Source organism: Rhizobium sp. NZLR10 (assembly GCF_019685125.1).
Classification (GTDB): Bacteria; Pseudomonadota; Alphaproteobacteria; order Rhizobiales; family Rhizobiaceae; genus Rhizobium.
On sequence record NZ_JABDWE010000001.1, the window covers coordinates 1 to 23,601 of the forward strand.

The following is a 23,601-nucleotide window of genomic DNA, read 5'->3' on the forward strand; positions in this document are numbered from 1 at the left end:
TCCTGGTCTCGACCAGGCTGAAGATCGTCATCCTTGCTCCCAACGTTGGCATTAACCAGTGCACCAAGAGGCAAGATTGTCGCATCTCTAACTGGCCCAACTGTCGCATTACTAAATAGCCGCTACAAGTGTCGGTGGCGTAAGAGGTATTTATGGAACTGGAACATGCAGCAGGCGCGAACGAGCGGGTTTACTTCGGCCGGATGATTGGCATCACGCCAGAAAAAGAAGATAATCGCTCATGCAGCTCAATCGAGCGCACTGCCGAGGAGGGCGTAAAACTCCGGGAGTTTGTCTCGCTCGTCATCGAGGCTCATGCACATCTCCCGTCAGAGCGGTGACATGCGTGCGGTTTAGGGCTGCTTTTCAATTTCACAATAGACAACGCTCCGATTCGAGCCGGGCCAAACAGACACCTTCAGATCCGCCCCAGCCGCGCTTTCACTGGCGATCAAGCCCATCTCGCGTTCTGACCGCAACAGCAGTTCCCAGTTCATAAATGTCTCCATATAGCCATCGACGTCCGTCTCCGGGGAGAAGTTGGCGAACAGGAATGTGCCGCCGGGCTTGAGCATGCTGACGCACTTCTTGGTCAGCTTTACGGCTACGGCATCCGGCAAATAGTCATAAAGACCCGCGGCATAGACGAAATCGAACATTCCCAGCGCATGCCTTCCACCGAGCAAGGATTTGACCGACCCGTTGATTGACTCGACGGACGTGCCGGCGAAATCGCGGGCTACGGTTCCAACGCTCATCGGGTCCTGATCCAAAGCCACCCAGCGTTTGATCGCGCCGGCGCCGAGAGCGCGCGACAAAGGCCCCTCGCGAAGATGGCCCGACGCGATGGCCAAGACTTCGGCGGAACCGGGCCGAGCCGAAGCGATTTCGTCTACTCGGCGCGCCAGAATGTCCCGGCGCTCCCTTACCGCGACGGATGACGAAGCATTTCGAGTGTAGGCATAGATTGAACGTCCCAAGGTGCTCGATGATGCGACGGCGTCCTCGATCTCGGGCCTGCCGTAGATGAAGTCGAGAAGACGTGCGTCGCCAGAATAGCCGCGGGGTTTTTCAAACGACCAGCGGGTCAACGGATCCTGATTTAGATAGTGAGCAACTGGATGAGATTGCGCGATAGGAACGATGACATCCCACACCTCTGGATGAACGCGACGCCGTAACCGATGCAAGGCGTCGGTAAGACGCTCGATTATCGCACTTGCCTCGACGCCGGATTTGAACTGACGGATCGACACGTCAAGGCTGACAGCAAGGTCGGCTTTGGCAACGGTAAAGTCGCAGGGATTTGGCGCAGCAAACCTCCTTGTTGCCTGACGAATTTCACCCGGCGCAACAAGACTTTCACCGTCCAAGACAAGACTTCGTGCCATTTCGAGACTCCCTTGACCTCGCGTTAAGCATAATCACCCTCGAAATTAGATGCGACTAGAATCTGCACGGGATAAGGGTATTTCTACTGTTGCGGGTGGGAACCTGCTCCTCTACGAATGTTAAGTAATAAGACAAACCGGTTGCAGGTTGCCGAACGTAATTTTGGAGGGCGCCCAAGCATGGCTTACTTTTTACGCTCGTTAGCTCGCTGTCGGGCTGGTGTTGTTGAATGATCGCGGCTTACGCTAATGTTCAGCGCGACGAATCAACCGCCAGCTTTTCATTCGCCGAGGCTCGTAACTCTCTGGAAATTGAGAATGATACTGTCCGAAGGCGAAGCTCACGGCATGGCCTTTGGATCGCGGTTGCCGTTTATGTGGCCTTCGCACTTCCCGACCGATGGCTCATCCCCGATGTTGCGCCTGTGACGATCGCCGCGCGATTCGTTGTTGCAACGATCGCGCTGCTGGCTTTCGAAGCCTTGCGACTGGCAAAAGCGAAAACCGTCTGGCTGGACATCACATGCGCCTCTGCATTGCTTGTGGGCTATGTGGGCTGGCTTTACCCGGCGATCGGCACCCGCGATGTCACTGCCATGTCATACTACATGATATTTGGCGCCATCTTCATGATGGGCGCCAACCTCTTTTTCAGTTTTCCGTTTCGGCTCTCCGTGATCACCTCCAGCTTCGTTCTCGGCGCATTTTTTGTTACCATCGAGGAGTTCTTTCCTTCAGGCCAAACCTACAAGCTTGCCTTCGGGATGTTCTACATTTCGTGCTTTGTCTTCACGTCTTTCGTCAATTGGCGATTGAACGTGGAGCGTCGAAACGTGTTGCTGAACGCGGCAGAGGCTCGCTACCAGCACTGGGAAGCGTCCGAGCGTGGAAGATCACTGCTCGAGCTTTCAAATACCGATTACCTGACAGGCATAAGCAACCGACGCGCGCTGGATCGGCGACTCGACGAATGCTGGGCCATCTGGAAAGACGAGCGCCGCGACTTCGTCGTCTTCCTGATCGACGTCGATTTTTTCAAACGCTTCAATGACCGCTACGGGCATCAGGAAGGAGACCGATGCCTGACTGTCATCGCCAATGCGCTGAAGGCGGTTGTGGAGTCGTCCGGCGGCATGATCGGCAGGTATGGCGGCGAGGAGTTTATCGTGGTCTTGCCGGTTGAAACTCCTAAGATCGCGATGAGCCTGGCCGAAAAGATCAGAATGGAAGTCGAGTTTCTTGCGATTGCTCACGACGGGCGACCAGATGATAGCCCGATCGTAACCGTCAGCATTGGCGTCGCGTTCACTCGCGAGAAAGTTGGAGAGAAAGTCGAACGAATAGTGCGTGAGGCCGATCTTGCTCTCTACAATGCCAAAGCAAGTGGCCGAAATTGCATTCGCAGGTTTGATCCGTTGTTGCCTCGCCCCGACGACAATGCTGGTAAACTCGTCCCGCTGCTGACGGCCGCCATTGATCGCAAACTGGTCTCGCTCGTTTACCAACCGATCTTCGATGTGACCAACGAGAAAGCAAGAGCTGTCGAGGCTTTGATGCGCCTTAGGATGCCGGACGGCACCGCGGTTTCGCCGAAGACTTTCATTCCGGTTGCAGAACGGACGGGCGCTATCCTCGAATTGGGTAAGTGGGCGATCGAGACGGCATGCCGTGACATACTGATGACCGATCGCATGGCGACCGTCAGCGTCAACGTGTCGCCCATACAACTACGTTCCCCCGGCTTTGCTGCGAGTGTCGCTGATATTCTTGCCCGGTGCGGGGTCTGCGGGTCGCGACTGGCCTTAGAAGTCACCGAGGGCCTGGACATGGATATGCAGTCGGAGGTGCTCAAATGCATTGCAGATCTGCGGGCTCTCGGCGTCGAGATCTGGCTTGACGATTTCGGCTCCGGCTTCGCAGGCCTCTCTTGGCTGAGGGCGATCGAGTTTCAGACGGTCAAGGTCGATCGCACCTTCCTGCACGACTGCTCCAACCCGCGCGGGTTGACGATGCTTCAGGACATGATTGCTCTCATCCGCAATCGTGGGAATACGATCCTGGTGGAAGGCGTCGAAACTGCAGCACAATTGTCGCTGCTCAAGGATCTTCGCATTGACCGCGTCCAGGGCTTTCATATGGGGATGCCGGTTAGCGCTGAACTTCTAAGCGCGGCATAACTGGATCTCAAGGCTTCCAGAAGAACGTTGATTGCAGACGCGACGTCGCCCGCGATCTTGGGCCTGAACCGGCCCACGGCGCCGGAGGCACTTAGAAATTCTTTAGATGAAAGCGCACTGAACGCCTGAATTCCCGATCCGCGCTCGCAAGCGATCTTCGTTTCTTGAGGTGGTCGACTTAGACGGACATTCGATTACCGAGGAAAAATTTGTATCGCTCGGGTCGGATGAAGAATTCCGACCACTCGGCGCAGGCGCCATGATCGAAATATGAGGTTCGTTCAAGGACGAGCAAGACCGCATCTGCAGCAGTACCGATCAAGGACGATATTTGCGGCGGGACGGCGCGCGCGCCTATCGCGATCTCGGCGGAGGCAATATCGGCGCCTGCTTTCTCTTTAAGGAGGGCATAGGTCGGCCGTTGTTCGGCCGTTTCCAAAGCCAGCTCGGACATGACGGCGGGCAGGAGGCTCCGACCCAAGGCAATGGGCTCGTCATCCACCATGTGAAGACGCTCCAACAGCGCGCATTTTGCTCCGAACAACGGGACAAACGCCGACGGTGTGTCAATCGCCGTCAGTGCGACGATCCGCATCGTGGCATCGAAACCCTGCACTTTCAGCGACTCGTGGGACGCTGCCGTGGAGACTATCCATAGCCTCAACGAGCCCGGCCGCTTCGTCTGTTATCCGGGCACCGAATGGTGCGGCAACTCGGCAGCCGGCGGCGACCGCAACGTCGTCTTCCTTCGTGATGGCAAACCCTTCGATCAAGAGGGGCGGTCCCTTCGCTCTTTCGAATGGAATGAGACGACGGCCGGAACAATCCGACCCGGCATCTGGCCTGTAGAGCGGCTCCATACCGCCTATGAGGACGATCCAAAGGGCCATTTGCTGATCCCACATGTGGGCGGCCGGCGCTGCATTCTGGATTGGAACCATCCCGAGCTGGAGCGGCTGATCGAGATTGGGTCCGCCTGGGGACAATTCCATTGGCTCTACACCGAGGCGCTCGCGCGCGGATACAGGGTCGGAGCTTCCGCGGCGAGTGACGAGCACCAGGGCCGATGGGGTGGCGGCGCACCGGCAACCGGCACCTTCGGGTCGCGCGGCGGTCTGACCGGCGTCATCGCCGACCGCTTCGACCGTGCCGGCGTCGGCAGCGCACTCAGGGCACGGCGCACCTTCGTCACGACCGGTGAACGCAGTTTTGCTGTTCTGTCGCAAGGACGGCATTTCATGGGCGAGGTGTTCCATGCCGAACCGGAAAAGCCGCTGGCCTACCGCCTGCTCGGCCAGGTCGGCTGGGAAGAGGTTCAGCTTTATGACGGCGATCGCCTCGTGTGGAGCCGCGACCTGCATGTGGAGGCGGGTCTCAGCCAACGCAGCGTCCGGGTCCGTTTCGGCGGTGCGCGGATCAAGGACCGCTATCGGGCCGCCTATTGGAGCGGCGAGGTTGCTGTGATCGGCGCGGGGCTTCTTGATGCGCATGGAGTTGGCTTTGACCACCCTGAACAAAGCGTATGGCGTACCGGACTCGGCAAACTCCGCTTTAGAACGGCAACACATGGCGATGTCGACGGGATCGAGCTCAAGCTTTCCGACCTAAACGATGCTCACATCACGATTGCCGCGGACCTTCATGGTTACAGCAAGATCGGCGACCCGCTGCAGCCGCCACCGCATGTGCATGCCCCGGAAGCAAGACTAGAGGTAAATGGGAAGGATCTCCTTGCGAAGGGCTCGGTCACACTCGATCTACCAGGCGTCGAGCTGCGCCTTATCGTGGAAAGGGTGACAGACCAACCGCTACCGAGAGATCTTGCGGGTGAGATATTGCTGCGCGAACTGAAGCTCGATCCGGAACGCGAACATCCATTGTTCATCACGGCGCGCCAGCGTGACCAATCCCGAATTTGGACGTCTCCGTTGTTCTTGAAGCCTCGGTAGTTAATGCTCCTACAACAGGATGATTTTTGGCCGGATCGGCCTAAAATCTGAATCCTGTTCTACATCAAGGAGTTAGGCGCGACGATTGAGTCGCAGCTTGGGCGGCCCTTAGCCTGTCGAGTGTCGGCGGGTTGGGGCAACGGGAGGCGATTGATGCAGAAGGCGCCATGCCAACTCGGCAAAGAACGCAGCCGTTCCGCCGATAGTCGAAGACAGGAGGATCGACGGCGCCGATCTCAAAGGCCACCCGCCGTCATTGAGCGCAATTGGCTGATATGGGCGTGCCCAAGGGATCCATGAGGATGAAATTCGCAGAAACGTTGCGCGGGTTTGTGGCCAGCCAGCGCTCTGTCGAAAAATACGCCTTAGTCCTCACCTGCGAAGCTGAAGTCGCCTTAAGGCCAAGAACAAAATCAAAATTGTTTCCGCTGCCGGCTTCGCGCGTGAAGCTGAGATAGGCCCCGAATCGTTCATATTCGACATTTCGAAGGTTTTGGATCGCCTCAAGAGTATCCTCGAAATCACGCCAGCATGCCTGCTTCACAATGATCGCGAAAAGGTGCAGGACGGCGGGGGCTAGGCGCCCCTTCGCGTCTGTCGTCGGCTTAACGATCTTGGCGCGGATCTCAAGAATATCGCCGGTTTCATTGCCACGAACCTTGAGGAAGGTGGAACTGAGGGGACGCACCTCGTCCCGTTCGTAGATGCGCTGAAAATAACATTCATAATTGCGATTGCGCATCGATGCGGCTTTCCATTCGCTCATCTCGATGCCGGCCTCCCGAAGAGCACCGCAAATAACCGGCCCCGAGACGCGCCACGTCCGCAGAAATTGACTTGCCAACTCCGGCTTCGGGACCTCGATCAGCCGCGGCGATATAGACATCGGCGGGAGAAGAGAGGGAGCCGCCGTATCAGGACGGACGGCTATGGGCGCCGATCGGGCAGCGTTATGGAGAGCTCGATTTTCGGAGAGCCCGACCGGATCTTCGACGCGGTGGATTTCACGGTAAAAAACAACGCCTGCAAGAAGCAAAACGGATATCAAAAGCACTGGCCAACGCAGCCAGCGGCGGTCGCTCCGCAATAGGAATTTCCAGTGCCAAAACGGGATGTCGCGAGGCGGATCGACTGCTGATAACACCTTATCCACGGCGCGACCTCACGAGAAAAATAGCAGCGGATGCGAGTTCGAACGCAATCAACCTCGATCCTGTTTGCGACCAACCGGCGTCGGTCGGCGCGTGAGCCAAAGCTCCTGCTGGCGACTCCTTCTGAGGTGGGCAACGGATGTGAACAACGGTACAGTCTGTCCGACTCACCTTCGATACCGCGAGTGTGAGGTCGCGTGTGTGGAGCGTCAAGCAGCAACCCCGGTGGACGGCGTTCGCCCCCAAAATTCGCGCGGAAGAACGCACCGGCGGCCCTCAAGACAATCACATCAGCTAGAGCCTGTCTCGCAAAAGTGTGCTGCGGTTTTGCGTTAAAGACATGCGTAAAAACAAAGACCTAAAGCGTGACAAGCGAATCTGAAAGATCGCGACACGCTTTAGCGTCGCGACAACTGCGCAGGTCCTGAGTGGAGATGCTCAGCGTCGCATTTCTAACTGGCTGGCAGCGTCCCGTCTCTGATCCGTCGCGTCATCGCCACGTCCGCGCGAGCGATCATTGTGAATTCCAGATGAAAACAATGAAGCCGAAAGCGATCGCCATTGTCGTGGTGGCGGCGTAAAGCATGGTGAACCGGGCGGGACCGACGGATGCTGCCAGTATCACGCGGCCAATTGCGTTTGCAGCCATGGCGCCCAGTACCGCGTGGACGACGATGTCCGAAGCCTGGAGGTCGGTCCGGCGCAGCGCCGTCAACACTGCGACGTCGACGTCGAAGCTGCCAGAGATGATCGAGGCCAACAGGACCGCAGAATTTCCCAGGTATGCGACCAGGACTTCGCTCGCAGAAAGCGCCAGTACGTATATCGTCGCAAAAAGGAAAAGCGAGCGGACCTCGAAGGGGTTGCGGGCCGAGACGTCGACGGCGGCCCGCTTGTGTTCAGACCTCGTCAAGAACACGGCCATGCAGGCGAAAACCACTGCCGCGACCGTTGCCACAGGCGCTATCTTCGGCAAGACTGCGGGACCAACGATCAAGGTCAGCCCAGCCACGCGCAGGATAGACACCGTGGCCGCCAAACACGCGGCGCCGGCAAGTCTCCAAAATTCCGCTCCATCCTTGGCGGAACGAGCCAGCGTTAGCGTCACGGCCGTGGACGAGACCAAGGCGCCGGCGGCTGCGCCGATCAAAGTGCCCTTCCTCTCGCCGAATAGGCGTACGGTGATATAGCCTGCAAAAGAGATGGTCGCGGTCAAGACGGTGAAAAGCCATACTTCAAAGGGGTCACCGTCAGTGCCCGACCTACATCGCGGTTTGGTAAAAGAGGAAGTATGACGGCCGTCATGACCGCAAGCATCAGAGCCGAGCGCAGCTCGACCCAAGTCAAACGCCTGAGGAAGGCGTGAAGAACGTCGCGGCTCGCCAGTATGGCTGCAAGGGCAGTGCCGCCCGCCGCCGCGGCGACGTGATCGCCATCGACTGCAAGAGCGCCGAGTCCGAAAACGCATAGCGCGGCAATGACCGAGGTGACGCTGTAGTCTTCGTCGTCCCAGGCCTCCCGCAGCTTGAAGAGTCCGAATACGGCGGCAAAACTCATGAAGCCGCAAGCCAGGAGCAGCGAGGACCCGGTCGCGTTGGCCAAGGCCGCAATTACACCTCCAAGCAACCCCGAGATGCCAAAGGTTCGGATGCCCCCGGTTCTGCTCCCTGCAGGAGAATCCCGCTCCCGCCAGCCACGTTCCAGCCCGACCAGGAGACCGATGGAAAGCGCTAATGCAAATCTTGCAACGACCATGGAATTCACAAGGGCCTCCCTATGTCAAAGTTGCTGCGAGTCAGTCAGCACGCGCAGTACCGCCCGGACTGGTTTGGCAGACATCGTCGTCTGCGGTCCGACGTCAGTTTGTCCGGGTTGCGCTCCGACCGGACACGGCGGTGCTTTGACGAAGCGCAATGCGAAGTTCGGCTCGGGATGCATCATGGCGGAGGTATAACCTCAGGAGGTCAGCATGAAACCACAATTCCATCTCCCTTTGTCAACTTATCCCGATGCAAGTTCCTTCACCATCGTTGACAACGCGATCGACCTCGCCCGCCAGATTGGCGCCGACCTCCTCGCCAGTATCCCGCAGGTGCGGATCCCACCGATCCACCCGCCGTTTCCAACGGTGGTCGATGTAGACTCATGGCGGGGGCAAGCGGAAGGGTATAGCCGCGACAGTGGGGCCTCGCTTCGAAAATACATTGCCGACGCGGCCTCGGAGAGCGGCGTCGAGGTGCGAATTCATGGCTTCGACGCCAGGGAGCCGTTCGTCTTTGAGTGCTTCGCGAAAATCGCCAGGAGCCACGACCTGTCCATAGTGGAGGCATCGGAACTCTCTCGCCAGCTTTCGGAGACGCTGTTGCTCGAGAGCGGCCGTCCGTTGATTCTGTTTCCTGCCAGTAGCGTCTGTGGTCGCGTCGATACCGTTGCGATCGCCTGGGACGGCAGCGCGACCGCGGCACGAGCGATCTCCTGCGCCCGTATATTCGCCGAGCGGCTGACGAAGATGCAGGTCATCTCGGTGATCGACGACAAGCAGGTCGACGAAGCGAACCGTTCGCTCCTGATATCCTCGTTGAGGCACTCCGGGTTCGAGGTAGAAGACGTATCGATTCAGGCCGGCGGGCAGTCCCCGGCTGCCGCCCTTCAAGCGGCCGCGCTCGAACGGAATGCGGATCTCCTGGTGGCGGGCGGATTTGGCCACTCCCGGCTTCGCGAGTTTATCCTTGGCGGCGTCACTCGGGAACTCCTTTGCAATGCTGACATGCCGGTCCTTCTCGCGCACTAGAAGGCGCGAGGGGCGTGCCGATTCAGGCGGCGGGAGAGACCTCTGCAGCGGCGTTGAATTGGCAGCATTGGAACGGTGCCCAGAATGGATGCCAGGCGCTCCTGAGACGATGGCCTTCCGTGACCAAGATCAAAGACATCAACTTCGGCATCGCTGGCAGCAGACGCTTTTCGGGGGCGTGACCCGCAGCATGATCGAAAACGGTAGGACGCCGATATTCCTGTCGCATTGATTGGAACTCGCTTTAACAGATTACCTTTGACGGTCGCGCAAAGTTCATAGGCGTCATCATCGGCCAGGGCCATTTGATGGCCGTGGCCTTGTGCAGCAGGTCCTACAAGCGGGCGCAGCTCGTCCGACGAATAAGTCAGCGAACAGCTCGCCGACCCGCTTGAAGGCGCGGTTGACCGCGACCGCGAGATGCGCGACTTCCCGCGGCATTTCGTCGAACCCAAATGCGAACGGGAATCCATTGGGTCGATGCGATCGGCCGCTTCTGCCGCGGCCCGCACCGGACGCAATGCCTGCCGGACGGACAACAAGGTTCCACCGAGGACGAGGACCAGGAGAATGCTCATCGGCACGATCAGGTGTTCTATCACCTCGTTCCAAAAGGACATCGGACATGACGTCGGAAGGATCATCGATCGTTGCGATATCGACAAGGAAACGCTGATTTCCAATGAAAAATGCCCTGCCGCCAACAAGCGACAACGGCTTGCCGGGCGTCAAGGATCGCAACCAGAAATCCGGCGGGTTGACATCGGCCGGAAGGACGATCTCCTCGAACATGCTCTGGTCAACGCTGTCGAGCCGCGCGAGAGCGGTGAGCTGGCCAACGAAACGGACGAGATCATCGACGTCGGCCTCCGCCTGCCTCGCACGAGGATGGTCGATATGCCCGAGTTCCAGCTTCAAAGCCGCAAGCGGCGTTCGGACTTCATGGGCGATCCCAGATGTCAGGATCTTTTGCGACTTCATTAAACAGCGTGGGGGCACCCTGCAGCCCAGCGGCTTGGACCTGACAAACGAACTTCCAGCGAATGATTGTTTTCGTAGACCCACGGGGCGAGTTAAAGCGCTCCTCGCAGGCGGCATCGCAAGACTCGAACAGGAGCGCGCCGCTTGCTTGACGAACACGGGCCACGTAGCCGGTGCTACCCTGACTGTAACGCTGCTGCACATTTTCAGGAATTCGGTATCGAACGCTTGCACCATCGACCACGATCCCAGATGCGAGCCGCTCCGTTTCCGGCTCGACGAACAGTCGAGAAAGCTCCCCTACATTCCAGTAGTAGTCCGAGAAGACGACGGCGAGCTGCAAGAGCATGGCCAGGATCGCGAAGAATGCAATCCGGCGCGCCAGAATGGCTCCGAGCGTCGGGCGGGATCGGCTCAATCGCGTACCTCGCGCATCATATAGCCAACCCCTCTGATTGTTTCGATCGATGAGTAGGTCCCATGACCTTCCAACTTCTTGCGCAAACGGGAGATTGCCAGCTCGACGGCGTTGCTACTTCTTTCAGCGCCAAATTCCGAGAACGTGTGCTCGATCCTTGATTTTGCGACCACCTTGCCACCGTTACGCATCAGAAGCTCGAGCAATCCTTTCTCCGATGGGGCAAGCGCAATCTCTGTGCCGGCGCACATTACCTGTCGTGAAGCGACATCGAATTGAATTGCTGCATATTCCAGCACTGGCATGGAAGTGAGGGGCGCCCGGCGCATGATTGCGCGTATCCGGGCAACCAGTTCGCCATTGTGAAACGGCTTGGCCAGATAGTCGTCGGCGCCTGCATCAAGCCCGACTATCCGCTCGTCGATCGCACCACGCGCCGTCAAAAGAAGCACCGGTGTCTGCATGCCAGCGGCCCGAAGAGACTTCAAGACGTCGATGCCATCTTCGTCAGGCAGACCGAGATCGAGGAGCAGGAGATCGTACTCGCCCTCACGGAGCGCAAGCCGGCCTTCCTGCGCTGTCCCGAAGGCGTCGATCTTCCAACCTTCGTCCCTGATCGCCTCGCAAAGAAGATCGCGAAGCCGGGCGCTGTCCTCGATGAGCAGAACTCTCATGCCTTCTTTCGACCTGTAACCATCGACCAGACGAGATTTTCCCGATGCCGCCAGCTTTCCAAAATAGCAGCGCCGCCATGGATGAAAGCAAGCACTATAATGCTGTTGGCAATCGTGCCGTGCAATCGCTCCAACCATTTTTCGCCCCAGAAGGCATCCAGTGTCGTCATGCAACCAGTCGTGGCAGTTGCCACAAGAAGCACGATCAGCAACAGCATCATCACAGATGCCAGGGGACTGTGGCCGAGATGGCGCTTCTCGTTCCGACCGACAATGCCACGGATTTGATCCAAGACCTTACGCGGCGTCGGAAAGAAGTCGCTAAAGAGCGCGTGCTTCGTGCCAACGAAACCCCATTCAAGCGAATGCCGATCGCAGCGGCCACCACGTAGCCCGTAATGCGATGCCAGTATTTGCCCTCTTCCAAAATGAAAAGATTGAGGGTGCTGGCAACGACGATGGTCCAATGGAATACCCGGACAACCGGATACCAGACCTTGACGCTTTTCGGAGCGACGTCGGAGGGCGATGCGCCCTCCTTCCTTAGCGAGATCACCGTCATCCTCATTCGCCCTTCTGGACAATATCACCGGATACCGGATTGAAATAGACCTCGGCTCGCTTGCCGTCCTTGTCCTTGCCGTAGATTTCATAGCAATTGCCAGTGATTTCAAATGTCTTCACCTTGTAGCCAAGCGTATCGACCTTGGCCTTCATGGCGTCTTCGGACATCCACTTTGATTTCGGCTCCTTGGTGCAACTTGGGCTAGCCGATGCCAATATCGGCGTGGCGGCGATGATTGCGACAGCGGCGATCAGTTTCAACATGATGTTTTTATCCTTTGAGTAACCCGTCCGGGCGACCTCCGATCAATAGAGGTCACTAGCTGTCGGTTTACTGTCAGGACTTTCGAAACGCTCTCGGGGATTGAGATCAAGAGCCGGAATCATTTCGTCAATATGTGAAGGCCACATCGGGTACCGCTCATCCAAGTGCTTTCTTAGCCCTACGTCTGGCGTACACGAAGTCCGCAACCAGAATCACCCCGGCGACGGCAAATCCAGAATAGTCCCCTCTTTTCCCGCTGACCGGCTCCTTCGACGCGATATCGTCGGAAATCGTCTGGCCATACTGCGACGCGTGGTTCGTGACCGCGGTTTCGATGCATATGGTCCCTGGGGCGGGCGTGGGCATGAAGTCACCCGGATCGAGGACCTGCGAAGTCACTCGGGATCTCGTTCGGGGCGAACTGAACCATCGCGTCCTACGGTTCGCGTATTGCGTTATCGAGGCCACGCAGCAACGGATACAGAAAATAGGAGATCACCGTGCGGTTGCCGACCTTGATTTCCGTGGATACGGTCATGCCGGGAAGCAGCCGCACCGGCACATCTGCGGCATTCAGCCTTGTATCGGCAAGCAGTATCCGGGCCTTGAAGAAGGGGGCGGCCGGCTGGCCGGGGGTGGCGCTCTGTTCCTGTTGGCCGGTGAGGAACGTGTCCTGGCTGATGGTTCTCACCTCGCCCGAGGCGGTGCCGTATTTCTGGAAGGGATAGGCGTCGAGCTTGATACGCGCTTCCTTGCCGACGGCGACACGGCCGATGTCGCGGGTGTTGATCGAGACTTCGGCTTCGAGCGGCACGTTGATCGGCACCAGCGTCACCACCGGTTCGGCCTCGCGCACGACGGAGCCGACCGAGCGTTGCGCCAGGTCGAGCACGACGGCATCGGCGGGTGCGGTCAGCGCCACCATGTTGCGGCGCAGCTCCATCTTTTTCAGTTCCTCGTCAGCCATGTCGCGCTGGCCGCGCAGCTCCACCAGCTGCTCCATTGCAGCGCGGCGGAAATCCTCGATGAAGGCCTGGCGGTCGGCTCGGAGCTTGGCATACGAGTGGGCGGCCTCGTCGGCCCGGCCGCGGACGGCGGTCAGATCGGATTCGACGTCGAGGCGGGCGTCGCGGGAGCCGAGCAGCGTGATCAGCGAGCCGCTCTGTGTGTTATAAAGCCGCTCCCGCGCTGCCTCGATCTGCGAGAGCCCATCGCGCCTTTGGGTCAACACCGCTTCCTGGTTCTTGCTGGCGGTGAGCGACGCCGACTGGCCGGCGATTTGCTGCTCGAAATTCTGCAGCTGCGCCGCGTAGAAGGCCTGTCGCTGGCCGAAGAGCTGCGACTGCAGTATCTGGTCGGGCGTATCTCCCGCCATCTTCGTATAGTCGACGCCGGCAAGCTCGGCCTCGATGCGTCTCACCTGAGCGTCGAGTGCGGAGAATTTCGCCTGCTGCTGGTCGACATCGGCCTGGCTGAAAGTGGCATCGAGGGTCGCCAGCGTCTGCCCGGCATGCACCACCTCGCCGGCCTTCACCTCGATCGTGCGAATGATCGATGTTTCGAGCGGCTGGACGACGATGGTCGGCTGGGTGGTGACGAGCTTGCCGGGCGCAATCACCACCTCGTCGATGGAGGAAACCGAGGCCCAGATGATCGCTGAGGCAAGCAGCGCCGTCACGCAGTAGAGCGTCATGCGCGCCACCCGCGGCGGCGCGCGCTCCTCGAGCTCGACGGCATCGGACTGAAATTCCGCTATTGCCGGCGGCAGCGGCGGCCGGGCAGTCAGTTGCCTTCCCGTGTCTGAGGGGCCCTTGTCTGAGAGGCCTTGGCCTGTGGAGCCTTTGTCTGAAGGAACCGGCAGGTTTTCGCTGGATTTTCTGGCGTGCGCGTTCATGCGACCTGCCTCATTTGTTGGGACCACAGGTGGCGGTAGGTCATGCAGCGCGACACGAGCTGATCGTGCCGGCCGATATCGGCGACCTTGCCGCGATCGATGACGAGAATGGCATCGGCATCGACGAGCGTCGAAAGCCGGTGCGAGACGATGACCACGGTCCGGCCGGCGGCGATGCGGCTGAGGTTGTCGCGGATGATCGCCTCGCTGTCAGGGTCGAGCGCGCTCGTCGCCTCATCGAAGATCAACAGCTTCGGATCGGTGATCAGCGCGCGGGCAATCGCCAGGCGCTGCTTCTGGCCGCCCGACAGGTTGGCGGCGTTTTCTTCCAGCATGGTGTCGAAACCGCGCGGCAGACGCTCGATGAACTCCTCGGCGCCGGCGATGCGGGCGGCTTCCATGATCTCCTCGATGCTGGCATCGGGCTTGGCGGCGGCGATATTCTCGCGAACCGAGCCGCGAAACAGGAAACTATCCTGGAGCACCACGCCGATGCTGGTTCTTAAGTGCACCAGGTCGATCTCGCGGCTGTCATAGCCATCCATGCGCACGAGGCCTTCCTGGCTCTGATAAAGCCCCTGGATGAGCCTTGTGATCGTCGTCTTGCCCGACCCGCTCTTGCCGACCACGCCGAAGACGCAGCCCGCCGGAATGGCGAATGAGACATTGTCGAGCGCAGGCGCACTATCAGGCGCATAGCGGAAGGTGACCCTGTCGAATTCGATGCGGCCCTTCAGATGCGGCCGAACACCTCGCCCGCGGCCCGCCTGCTCCGGCCGCTGGTTCATGATCTCGCCGAGCATGCGCACGGAGAGCGCCACTTCCTGATATTCGTGCACCATGGTGACGATCTGCACCAGCGGTCCGGAGACCCGGCCGGCGAGCATGTTGAAGGCGACCAGCGCACCGATGGTCATCGAGCCGTTAAACACATCGAGCGCGCCGAGGCCGATGATCGCGACACTCATCAGCTTCTCCAGAAGCCCGGTCAGCGACTGGGCGATGGTCGAAATCTTGTCGACCCGGAAACGCACGGAGATCGACTGGGCCGAATAATCGTCCCACACCTTGCGCTGGCGCGGCTCCAGTGCCAGCGATTTGACGGTGCGCATGCCGTGCACGGTTTCCACCAGTAATGCCTGCCGGTCGCCTTCGGCCTGGTAAAGCGCCTGCAACCGGCGCTGGAACGGCCCGACGAGCATCATCACCACGAGGCCGACGAGCGCTGCGAAACCGAGCACCACAAGCGTCAGCTTGACGCTGTAGAGAAGCAGGATCGGCACGAAGACGAAGAGCGAAACGCCGTCGAGAAGCGTCAGGAACAGGCGCCCCGTCAGGAATTCGCGGATGCGCCCCGTCTGCTGCATATGCTTGACGAGAACGCCGGCCGAGGCCTGCTCGAAAAGTGCGATCGGCAGGTTGAGCAGATGGCCGAAGGTGCGTGTCGCGACGCGGATGTCGATCCTGTTCGTCGCGTAGAGCAGCAGATAGCGGCGCAGGAAGCTGAAGGTCGCGTCGAAGACGAGCGCGATAGCAATACCGATAGTCAGAACCGTCAGCGTCGCATAGCTCTGGTGCACCAGCACCTTGTCGATGACAAGCTGGAAGAAGATCGGCGTCGTCAGGCCCAGCCCGTAGAGCACGAAGGCGGCGAGCGCGACATCGCGGAAGAAGCTACGCTGCTTGATGATCTCGGGCACGAACCAGCGAAATCCGAAGGGCCGGTCCTCGTCGGACATGCGATAGTTGCGCTTCAGTAGGATCACCGATCCGAGCCAGGCCTTGGCGAACTGCTCTTCGCTGAGCATCATCACTTCGGCGCGTGACGCGAGCGGGTCAAGAACGCGAATTCTCTCCTCCTCACCCTCCCCGACGGCGCCGGCGATGACCACCCAGTTGCCGTTCGTCAGTTCCGCGATCACCGGAAAGGCTTCGCCGAGCTGAAACAGGGATCGCCAGCCGAGCGTCAGATGCCGGGCTCTGAGGCCGGCATCCTTGGCCATGCGCAGCAGCTGCCGCACGGCAACGGGATCGTTGCCGACGGCATAGTCGTGCTGCAATCGCTCAGGCGCGAGATCGACGCCGTGATGACGCGCGACGAGCGCTAGACAGTGCAGGTTGGTATGCAGAAAACCACTCATGGCCCACCCGAAACAATACGAGACCCAGTCACTATTTGTTTTATCAGTTGAAGTTCGGCGAAGCGTTCGAAGCGCCGGGCTGTACCGACTGGATATCGGCAGCCGCCGCAGCTGACATATCGCCGATGCGACGGACCGCGCCCGCCTCGACCAACCCGCCGAGCGCCTTTTGCATGAGGTCGACCGCATTGGCGAAGGCATCGACAGGCATGATGATGCGCTGACGGAAGACCGGCTTCGGGTTGTTGTTGGCGTCACGATCGGTTGCCGAAAGCGACATCAGGTCGATGCGCACGATCGTTCCGGTAATGGTGATTTCGCCGATGCCATCTGCATAAAGTTCGTCACTCATTGTTCTCTCCTCTGGTTGGTAATCAAAACGTCTTCACACTAGGCCGTCTTACGCCCATCATGACACTTCTAACTATTTGAATGTGCGAGGATATGTCCGTGCTGCCATGCCGGAAACGGATCGCGGAGGCCGACGGCGGTTTGCGGATCGAAACCCGTCTCCTCGCCGGTCAGGCAATCGCCGAGCGCAGCACGGATCGCTTCCTCGTCGAAGCCGGAACCGATGAAGACGAGCTCCTGGCGGCGATCGCCCCAGACATCGTCCCAATGCCGGTCGATGAGCTGGCGGAACTGCGGAAAGCGCGGCCATTGCACCCGCGGCACCGAGGCCCACCAGTACCCCCTGGTCTCGATGCGGCACTGGGTGCCGGCAATTGACAGAAGGCCGATCTCGTCCGGCCTCGTCGCCAGCCAGAAATGGCCCTTTGCGCGGATGAGGCCCGCCCATTTCCGGTCGAGGAAATCCTTGAGCCTCAGGGGATCGAAGGGCCGGCGACTGCGATAGACGAAGCTTGTTATGCCGTATTCCTCGGTCTCCGGCACATGATCGCCCCAACCGAAAAGTTCCTTGTGCCAGAGCGGATGGCGGGCGGCCTTCGCTTCGCTGAAGAGGCCGGTATCCAGGATCGCGCCAAGCGGCACCTGGCCAAAAACCGCCTCGACGACCTGGGCATCCGGATTGAGCGCCGCGACGACCCGGCGAACCTCGGCAAGGTCGGCGCACGGCACATCGCCTGCCTTGTTGATGATGACGACATCGGAAAATTCGATCTGCTCGACGAGCAGGTCCACGAGCTTGCGCTCATCGTCCCCGTCACGCCTTTCGCCGCGATCGGCAAGGAATTCGGCGCTCTGGTAATCGGTGAGAAGATTGACCGCATCGACGACGCAGACCATCGCGTCGAGACGCGCCACGTCGCAGAGGGCAGCCCCGCTCTCGTCGCGGAAGGAGAAGGTGGCTGCGACCGGCAGCGGCTCGGCAATGCCGGTTCCCTCGATCAGCAGATAGTCGAAACGGCCGGCGGCTGCGAGCCGGCGCACTTCGCTCAGAAGATCGTCGCGCAGGGTGCAGCAGATGCACCCGTTGGTAAGCTCTACCAGCGTCTCGTCGGTGCGCGAGAGGTCTGCACCGCCCTCGCGCACGAGATCCGCATCGATATTGACCTCGCTCATATCGTTGACGATGACAGCAACCCGGCGACCCTCCCGATTACTCAGGACATGATTGAGCACAGTCGTCTTGCCGGCGCCGAGAAACCCGGCGAGAACCGTTACGGGCAATCTGTTGTCTGCACTCATCATCGAAACTCTCACTCTTTACAGCATGCTTGGCCTTGCATCCTCGCGGGCTTTACGCCGCGAGCTGCGGTTTGAACGCCACATCCACATAGTAGTTCGTGCTGTTGTAGCTGGCTGTCGGGAACAACCCGCCCGCCCCGTAGGCATAGACGCCGTTGCTGCCGCCGGGCGCCTTGAGATCGCCGTTCGTCACATCGCTGGCAAAGTAATTGCCGGTCGCCGAGTAATTGCCGTTGCTCGAATAAGAAACGACATAGCTCGTATCCGCCTGGACCGCGATCTGCTGGGTGAGCTGCGCAGTCTGCCAGCCGCTGGCCGTCTCGTTGTTGAAGGTGACGCTGCCGAGCAGCGTGCCCGAGGCGGTCCAGAGATAGCCGCTATGCGGGCCGGTGTTGTCGGCCCCCTTGTAGAAGCGGACGCCGGTGATCCAGCCTGACGTATCGGCCTGGAATTTCATGCCGAGATTGATTTGCTGGTTGTCGTTGATGGAGACGATCGACGGCGTGGCACCGGCGGCAAAGAGGTTCTGCTCCGGCCCTCCCGTCTGGCCGCCGTTGATGGTGAGGGCAACCTGCGCCGACGCCGTGCCGCCCTTGCCGTCTGCTATCGCGTAGCTGAAGCTTGCCGGTCCCGAATAGCCTGCCGTCGGCGTGAAGGTCACCGTCTGGGCCTGGGCATCGTAGGCGACCGAGCCGTTGACCCCGCCGCTGACGCCGGTGATGACAAGCGGATCGCCATCGGCATCGGCGTCGTTTGCCAGGAGCACGGAGGCCTGGATGGTGATCGGCGTGCCGGTATTGGTCGAGAAGCCGCTGTCATTGGCGGCGACCGGAACCGCATTCTGCGCGCCGCCCTGCTGATAGAGCACGTCGACCCAATAATTGCTGGCATTGTAGGAAGCGGTCGGGAACAGGTTGCCCGAGCCATAGGCATAAAGGCCGTTGCCGCCGCTCGCCGCACTCGACGGCGCCGTCAGCGCACCGTTCGTATGATCCGTCGTGAAGTAGTTCGCCGTTGCGGAATAGAAGCCGTTCGAATGGTAGCTCGCCACATAGGTGGCGCCGGCCGTCACATTGATCGGCTGGATGAAGGAAACCGTCTGCCAGCCGCTCGCCGTCTCGTTGATGAAGGTCGCCTGAGCCAGAAGCTGGCCGCTCGCTGTCCAGAGCGAGCCGGCATGCGTGCCGGTATCCTGGGCGCTCCTGTAATAGGTGAGCCCGGTGATCTGGCCGCTGGCGGAAGCGATGAACTTGACGCCGAGTTCGACCGAGTTGGCGTCATTGGCAGCGGTAACGCCCGACGTGTCGGCGCCGGTGAACAGGCTTGCGGTCGTGCCGCCGCCAGGCTGCGAATTGACCGCGAGGCTCACAGTGGCCGACGACGTGCCGCCATATCCATCCGAGATCGAATAGGAGAAGCTTGCTGAACCCGTATAGCCAGAGTTCGGCGTGAAGATCACCGTTTTGGTCTGGCTGTTGAACGACACGGTTCCGTTGACCGCACCATTCGCGCCGATGATGCTAAGCGGATCGCCATCGGCGTCATGGTCGTTTGCAAGCAGGCTGGCTGCGGCAATCGAAAGTGCGGTGTTGGAATAGGTCGTGTAGCCATTGTCATTGGCGGCGACCGGCACCGCATTGGTTGTCTGGTTGAAGACGACATCCACCCAGTAGTTCGACGACTGGTAGCTGGAAGTCGGGAAATCCGTGCCATTGCCGAAGACGCCGTTACTGCCGGCAAGCGCCGTCAGCGCGCCGTTGGTATGCGCTGAGGTGAAATAGTCTGATGTCGCCACATAGGAGCCTGTCGTGTGGTAGGAGGCGACATAGGTTGTGCCGGCTGCGATATGCACCGGCTTGGTGAATGTCGCGGTCTGCCAGCCGCTCACCGATCCGCTGTCGGCGAAAGTGACGGTCGCGACCAGCGTGCCGTCGGCCGTCCAGAGGGAGCCGGTATGGGCGCCGGTATCGCCGGCCGCCTTGTAGTAGCGGATGCCGGAAATCATGCCGCTGGACGAAGCGACGAACCTCATCCCGAGTTCCAGCGACTGACCGTCGTTGAAGCTTGCGCCCGTCGGCCCTTCGCTTGAGGTAAACAGTGCTTCCCCGGCAGGGCCCTGGTTTACGGTGAGGCTGACGTTGCCCTGATCCGTGCCGCCGCGCCCGTCCGACAGCGTATAGGTGAAGCTTGCCGGCCCCGAATAATTGTTGGTTGGCGTGAAGATGACGGCGCCGTTCTGCTTGTTGAGCGTCACCGTGCCGTTGACGGCATTGCCGACGGCCGAAATCGTCATCGCATCGCCATTCGGATCCGTATCGTTTCCGATGAGCGAGGCGATCGAGATGACGACGCTGTCGTTGCGGGTGATGGTCAGCCCCGTATCGTCGGTCGCAACCGGGGCGCTGTTGGGCCCGGCATCGAAGACTACGTCGACCCAGTAATTGGTGCCGGTGCCGGGGCTTTGGCCGGGGAACGTGCCGGCAGTGGTGCCGTAGGCGAAGACGCCGCCGCCATCGACGGCCTTCACCGCGCCGCTGGCATAGGTGCCGCCGGTGAAATAATTGTTTGTCAGCGAGAAGAAACCGCCGCTGTGATAGGAGGCCACGTAGGTCGTGCCGGCGGCAATCTGGATCGGCGAAGAGAACATCACCGTCTGCCAGCCGGAGAGCGGTTCGTCGACGGACACGCCTGATGCCAGCAGCGTTCCGTTGGCGCTCCAGAGGCTGACGACATGGTCGCCGATATTGGAGAAGCCCTTGTAGAAGCGGATGCCCTCCACGGAGCCTGCTGTCGTCGTCTGGAAGCGCAGGCCGAGCTCGACGGAATCGCGATCGATCGCCACTTCGACCGCCGGCTTTTCCGCAAGCGTCCAGAGGCCTGTCGTTCCCGGCAAGGTGACGGTGACTTGCTTGCCGGCCGATGACGCCTCCATATTGACGCTGTCGTCGACGGCCCGTGACATGATCGTGTAGGTTCCGCTCGCCTGGACGACCCAGTTATAGCTCCAGCTCTCGCGGCCGGTGGCCTTGAACCAGTGCTGGCCGCCATCGGTCGAGACTTCCACGCCGGCAATGATGCCGCCGCCGAAATCCTGCGCCGTGCCCGTGATCGTCACATGCTGCCCTTCGAGGAAGCTTGCGCCGACGATCGGCGACGTGACCGACGAGGTGGGCTTCAGCGTGTCGGTCGATTGTGTCGCAAGGATCAGGCTCGCATCCAGCGTCGTCGGCTGAATGCCCATGTCCGCGAACATGTTGACCATCGCCTGTTGCACATTGCGATCGGTTGACGTCGCCGCGCCCTGATGGTTGTCACTCAGCCCCCAGGACCAGAAGACCGTGCCGGCGCCGAAGACCAGCGCGCCGCTTGCCGCCCGGTACATGGTCAGGCTGTGGGTCGCCACCGCATCGCCGACCGTCGTGCCGTAATCGCGCAGATAGGTGCTTACCGAGACCGAGGAGAGTGACAGGTCGATCAGCCCATCCGGACGGAAGCCGTTCTCGACATCGGAATCCCATTCGTAGCCGAGCAGGTTCTGCACGAGATTGTAGCTCTCGCCCTGCTGCAGCTCCGCAACATCGGTGTTGCGCCAGAAGCGCAGGTTCGAATAGTCGTAGGGAATGGAGATCGTATCGGAGCGGTAGCTGTCCACCTGGAACATCGTGCCCGTCAGCGAATTCTCCGGCTCCTGTCCCGCATCGGCATAACGCGGATCGCGCCAGGTGCCGGTGCCGACATTGCTCGGATCCGTGCTCGTGCCCCAGGTTTCCTTGTAGCAGACCATGGTGCGGTAGGCCTGGCCGCTGCCGTCGATGCTGCTTTCCCAGCGGACCTTCCAGTAGCACTCGTTGCCGCTCCAGAAGGCGAGGTTGACGCCGGCATCGCGCGCCGCCTCGACATTGGCGCGCTGTTCGGCAGACCAGTATTCGTCATGCCCGACGGAGAGATAGGCGTCGTGGTTGAGCAGCAGGCTGCCGCTGCGCGCTGCATCGACGCCCGAAATATAAGATACGTCGTAGCCGTTCTGCTCCAGCCACGAGATGGCAGAGGATTCGGCGCCGAAGATGTAGTCGTGCGAACCGCCGATCGGGCTCGTATTGGTAATGATCGGTCTGTTATAGCTGACCGCCGAGGCCCGGCCGATGGCCTGCAGGCCGCAGCTGCAGTTCGGTGGCAGGTAGCCGATCATGCTTGCGGGATCGACGGGCACTTCGCCATAGTAGAGGCTGGCGCCGCCCCAGGCATTATAGGCCTGCCATGTCGTGTCGGACGTCTGGAAGACGATATTGCTGGTGGAGGCGTCGTCGCGCACAACGAAAGGAATGATGCTGGCGTCTGCGGTGCCGTCCTCGCGCACCAGCTTGGCGAAATAGACGCCGGAGACCGCGTCCGTCGGAATCTGCCAGCTCGCCGAGACCGACCAGTTGCCGCAGTCGATGAGGCCGAGTGACATATCGACGATCGGATGCGGCTGGATCTGCGCCGTGGTCAGCGATTGCTCGATCGAGTCGACCTTGCGCGCCCCGGCCCCGCCATAATAGCCCATGCGGTAGATATCGATGCGGTAATGGGTGGAATCGGTGGCGATCTTGAAATCGACCGTCTGGCCGATATTCGTGCTGATTTCGGTGGCGAAGCCCTGAATGGTGCCGCCGCCGTCACCCTCCAGACCCCACTCGCTGATCGGGTTGCCCTGCTTCAGGTTTTCGAGCGCGATCTTGTTGGGCGTCGCCGCAGCCGAAGCTGCCGGTATCGATGCCATCAGTGCCGTCGGGGCCGCGGTCGTCTCAGCAGAAACGTCCTGGCTCGGCTCCACCGAGATGGATGCTATCGAGGCCTGAAGGCGCAACGAAGCCGTGCCGAGACTGCTGGAAGAACTGACCGGCGCCGCCGTTTTGGCGCTGCCGGTATCGGCATCGCTGGTAACACCCGTAAGCGCGGGAGCAGCAGGCAGTGTCGCAGCCTCCTCGGCCGGATCCGGGCCAAGCACAGTGCGTTGCAATGTCGAGGAAGGCGTCTGGAAGACCGTCGCAGCCGACGCCGTCTTCGTGGACGTATCCTGCGCGCCGCCATCGGCAGCAGGCGCAGGCATCGCCGTCGACGACGCAGGGGACGATTGCATGTCGCCTGATGATATCAGGAAAGATGTGACCGTGCCGGTGAAGGAGGATTGGACGGTTGCGCTGCCCTGATTGGCAAAGCTTGGGGAGCCATCGGTACTTCTCGACGATACGACCGTCGCGGATGCAAGTACTGCGCTCCAGGCGGAGGATGCACGAAAGATACTCAACGCTCCACCAAATGTACTCAGGTACTCACGATTACTCACATGAATTCTCCGCATCAGCGGCGTCCCCTTCCGCATCGGCCGGCTCTTCGCCCGCTGTAGCATGACGTTCATTCTGGCACCTTTGCTAAGGGAACGTACGACAGCAATCCGGGGTATGAGGGAGGTACCCCCCTACGCCCATAGGATGATCCTCACCGCACGCCGGCCGACAAGCTTCAAAGCTGCCCACCGTTCTGCCAAGTGGCCGACGCTGGTTGAAAGGAAT

General features: G+C 60.3%; 16 protein-coding genes and 3 pseudogenes. 4 read left to right on the plus strand and 15 right to left on the minus strand.

The features are described 5' to 3' along the window. Positions 1 to 152: 152 nt before the first annotated feature. Positions 153 to 341: a hypothetical protein gene (locus HJB82_RS00005; RefSeq protein ID WP_207584419.1), complete on the plus strand. Its 189-nt coding sequence runs from the start codon at positions 153 to 155 to the stop codon at positions 339 to 341. Between the two features lie 12 nt (positions 342 to 353). Here the strand turns inward: HJB82_RS00005 and HJB82_RS00010 are convergent, their stop codons facing one another. Then, entirely contained in the window at positions 354 to 1,391 is a 1,038-nt protein-coding gene (locus HJB82_RS00010) for a class I SAM-dependent methyltransferase (protein WP_221139373.1), read from the minus strand. A 230-nt stretch (positions 1,392 to 1,621) separates the two neighbouring features. Here HJB82_RS00010 and HJB82_RS00015 point away from each other — a divergent pair, with 230 nt between their 5' ends. Beyond that, positions 1,622 to 3,568 carry a bifunctional diguanylate cyclase/phosphodiesterase gene (locus HJB82_RS00015; protein ID WP_221117637.1) on the plus strand — a complete coding sequence of 649 codons (1,947 nt, stop codon included), beginning with the start codon at positions 1,622 to 1,624 and terminating at the stop codon, positions 3,566 to 3,568. Between the two features lie 178 nt (positions 3,569 to 3,746). Here HJB82_RS00015 and HJB82_RS00020 read toward each other — a convergent pair whose 3' ends face one another. After that, a complete protein-coding gene (locus tag HJB82_RS00020) occupies positions 3,747 to 4,184 on the minus strand; it encodes a UTRA domain-containing protein (protein ID WP_311044389.1) in 438 nt (145 codons plus the stop codon). A 25-nt stretch (positions 4,185 to 4,209) separates the two neighbouring features. Here HJB82_RS00020 and HJB82_RS00025 point away from each other — a divergent pair, with 25 nt between their 5' ends. After that, on the plus strand, positions 4,210 to 5,517 hold the full coding sequence (locus tag HJB82_RS00025) for a hypothetical protein (protein WP_259671282.1): 1,308 nt from the start codon (positions 4,210 to 4,212) through the stop codon (positions 5,515 to 5,517). Positions 5,518 to 5,770: 253 nt separating this feature from the next. Here HJB82_RS00025 and HJB82_RS00030 read toward each other — a convergent pair whose 3' ends face one another. From HJB82_RS00030 to HJB82_RS31430, 3 genes are all read right to left on the minus strand, one after another. Continuing rightward, the gene (locus HJB82_RS00030) at positions 5,771 to 6,670 is read right to left on the minus strand and encodes a DUF6030 family protein (protein WP_405049164.1); all 900 of its coding nucleotides are present in this window, start codon (positions 6,668 to 6,670) and stop codon (positions 5,771 to 5,773) included. A 512-nt stretch (positions 6,671 to 7,182) separates the two neighbouring features. Continuing rightward, a complete protein-coding gene (locus HJB82_RS31425) occupies positions 7,183 to 7,884 on the minus strand; it encodes a DUF4010 domain-containing protein (protein ID WP_259671283.1) in 702 nt (233 codons plus the stop codon). Next, the gene (locus HJB82_RS31430; RefSeq protein ID WP_259673898.1) at positions 7,881 to 8,423 is read right to left on the minus strand and encodes an MgtC/SapB family protein; all 543 of its coding nucleotides are present in this window, start codon (positions 8,421 to 8,423) and stop codon (positions 7,881 to 7,883) included. The genes HJB82_RS31425 and HJB82_RS31430 overlap by 4 nt, the downstream gene beginning before the upstream one ends. Before the next feature lie 214 nt (positions 8,424 to 8,637). Here HJB82_RS31430 and HJB82_RS00040 point away from each other — a divergent pair, with 214 nt between their 5' ends. Then, positions 8,638 to 9,459, plus strand: a complete 822-nt coding sequence (locus HJB82_RS00040) for a universal stress protein (protein ID WP_207584416.1) — start codon at positions 8,638 to 8,640, stop codon at positions 9,457 to 9,459. 375 nt (positions 9,460 to 9,834) lie between these two features. Here the strand turns inward: HJB82_RS00040 and HJB82_RS31435 are convergent. From HJB82_RS31435 to HJB82_RS00090, 10 genes and pseudogenes are all read right to left on the minus strand, one after another. Continuing rightward, positions 9,835 to 10,245 (minus strand): annotated as a pseudogene (locus tag HJB82_RS31435) (two-component sensor histidine kinase); the annotation flags it as partial. A gap of 289 nt (positions 10,246 to 10,534) precedes the next feature. Continuing rightward, positions 10,535 to 10,858: pseudogene (locus HJB82_RS00050) on the minus strand (two-component sensor histidine kinase); the annotation flags it as partial. Beyond that, the gene (locus HJB82_RS00055; protein ID WP_207584415.1) at positions 10,855 to 11,532 is read right to left on the minus strand and encodes a response regulator transcription factor; all 678 of its coding nucleotides are present in this window, start codon (positions 11,530 to 11,532) and stop codon (positions 10,855 to 10,857) included. The pseudogene HJB82_RS00050 and the gene HJB82_RS00055, both read right to left, overlap by 4 nt. Beyond that, positions 11,529 to 12,094, minus strand: a pseudogene (locus tag HJB82_RS00060) (cytochrome b/b6 domain-containing protein). Before HJB82_RS00060 ends, HJB82_RS00055 begins: the two are co-directional and overlap by 4 nt. Positions 12,095 to 12,096: 2 nt before the next feature. Then, positions 12,097 to 12,363, minus strand: coding sequence for a PepSY domain-containing protein (locus HJB82_RS00065; protein ID WP_207585179.1), 267 nt, complete (start codon positions 12,361 to 12,363; stop codon positions 12,097 to 12,099). A 434-nt stretch (positions 12,364 to 12,797) separates the two neighbouring features. Then, entirely contained in the window at positions 12,798 to 14,255 is a 1,458-nt protein-coding gene (locus tag HJB82_RS00070) for an HlyD family type I secretion periplasmic adaptor subunit (protein ID WP_221117635.1), read from the minus strand. Next, the gene (locus HJB82_RS00075) at positions 14,252 to 16,396 is read right to left on the minus strand and encodes a peptidase domain-containing ABC transporter (protein WP_221117634.1); all 2,145 of its coding nucleotides are present in this window, start codon (positions 16,394 to 16,396) and stop codon (positions 14,252 to 14,254) included. The genes HJB82_RS00070 and HJB82_RS00075 overlap by 4 nt, the downstream gene beginning before the upstream one ends. A gap of 43 nt (positions 16,397 to 16,439) precedes the next feature. Then, positions 16,440 to 16,748: a hypothetical protein gene (locus HJB82_RS00080; protein WP_207584412.1), complete on the minus strand. Its 309-nt coding sequence runs from the start codon at positions 16,746 to 16,748 to the stop codon at positions 16,440 to 16,442. 68 nt (positions 16,749 to 16,816) lie between these two features. Next, on the minus strand, positions 16,817 to 18,049 hold the full coding sequence (locus HJB82_RS00085) for a GTP-binding protein (protein ID WP_207584411.1): 1,233 nt from the start codon (positions 18,047 to 18,049) through the stop codon (positions 16,817 to 16,819). A gap of 49 nt (positions 18,050 to 18,098) precedes the next feature. Then, a complete protein-coding gene (locus tag HJB82_RS00090) occupies positions 18,099 to 23,447 on the minus strand; it encodes a DUF4082 domain-containing protein (protein WP_221139374.1) in 5,349 nt (1,782 codons plus the stop codon). Positions 23,448 to 23,601: the final 154 nt, after the last annotated feature.

Bases quoted from the DNA above. Each gene is read 5' to 3' on its own strand.
- HJB82_RS00040 (WP_207584416.1), top strand. From the start codon at position 8,638: ATGAAACCACAATTCCATCTCCCTTTGTCAACTTATCCCGATGCAAGT.
- HJB82_RS00075 (WP_221117634.1), bottom strand. From the start codon at position 16,396: ATGAGTGGTTTTCTGCATACCAACCTGCACTGTCTAGCGCTCGTCGCG.
- HJB82_RS00015 (WP_221117637.1), top strand. From the start codon at position 1,622: ATGATCGCGGCTTACGCTAATGTTCAGCGCGACGAATCAACCGCCAGC.
- HJB82_RS31430 (WP_259673898.1), bottom strand. From the start codon at position 8,423: ATGGTCGTTGCAAGATTTGCATTAGCGCTTTCCATCGGTCTCCTGGTC.
- HJB82_RS00080 (WP_207584412.1), bottom strand. From the start codon at position 16,748: ATGAGTGACGAACTTTATGCAGATGGCATCGGCGAAATCACCATTACC.
- HJB82_RS00090 (WP_221139374.1), bottom strand. From the start codon at position 23,447: ATGAACGTCATGCTACAGCGGGCGAAGAGCCGGCCGATGCGGAAGGGG.
- HJB82_RS00010 (WP_221139373.1), bottom strand. From the start codon at position 1,391: ATGGCACGAAGTCTTGTCTTGGACGGTGAAAGTCTTGTTGCGCCGGGT.
- HJB82_RS00070 (WP_221117635.1), bottom strand. From the start codon at position 14,255: ATGAACGCGCACGCCAGAAAATCCAGCGAAAACCTGCCGGTTCCTTCA.
- HJB82_RS00055 (WP_207584415.1), bottom strand. From the start codon at position 11,532: ATGAGAGTTCTGCTCATCGAGGACAGCGCCCGGCTTCGCGATCTTCTT.
- HJB82_RS00085 (WP_207584411.1), bottom strand. From the start codon at position 18,049: ATGATGAGTGCAGACAACAGATTGCCCGTAACGGTTCTCGCCGGGTTT.
- HJB82_RS00005 (WP_207584419.1), top strand. From the start codon at position 153: ATGGAACTGGAACATGCAGCAGGCGCGAACGAGCGGGTTTACTTCGGC.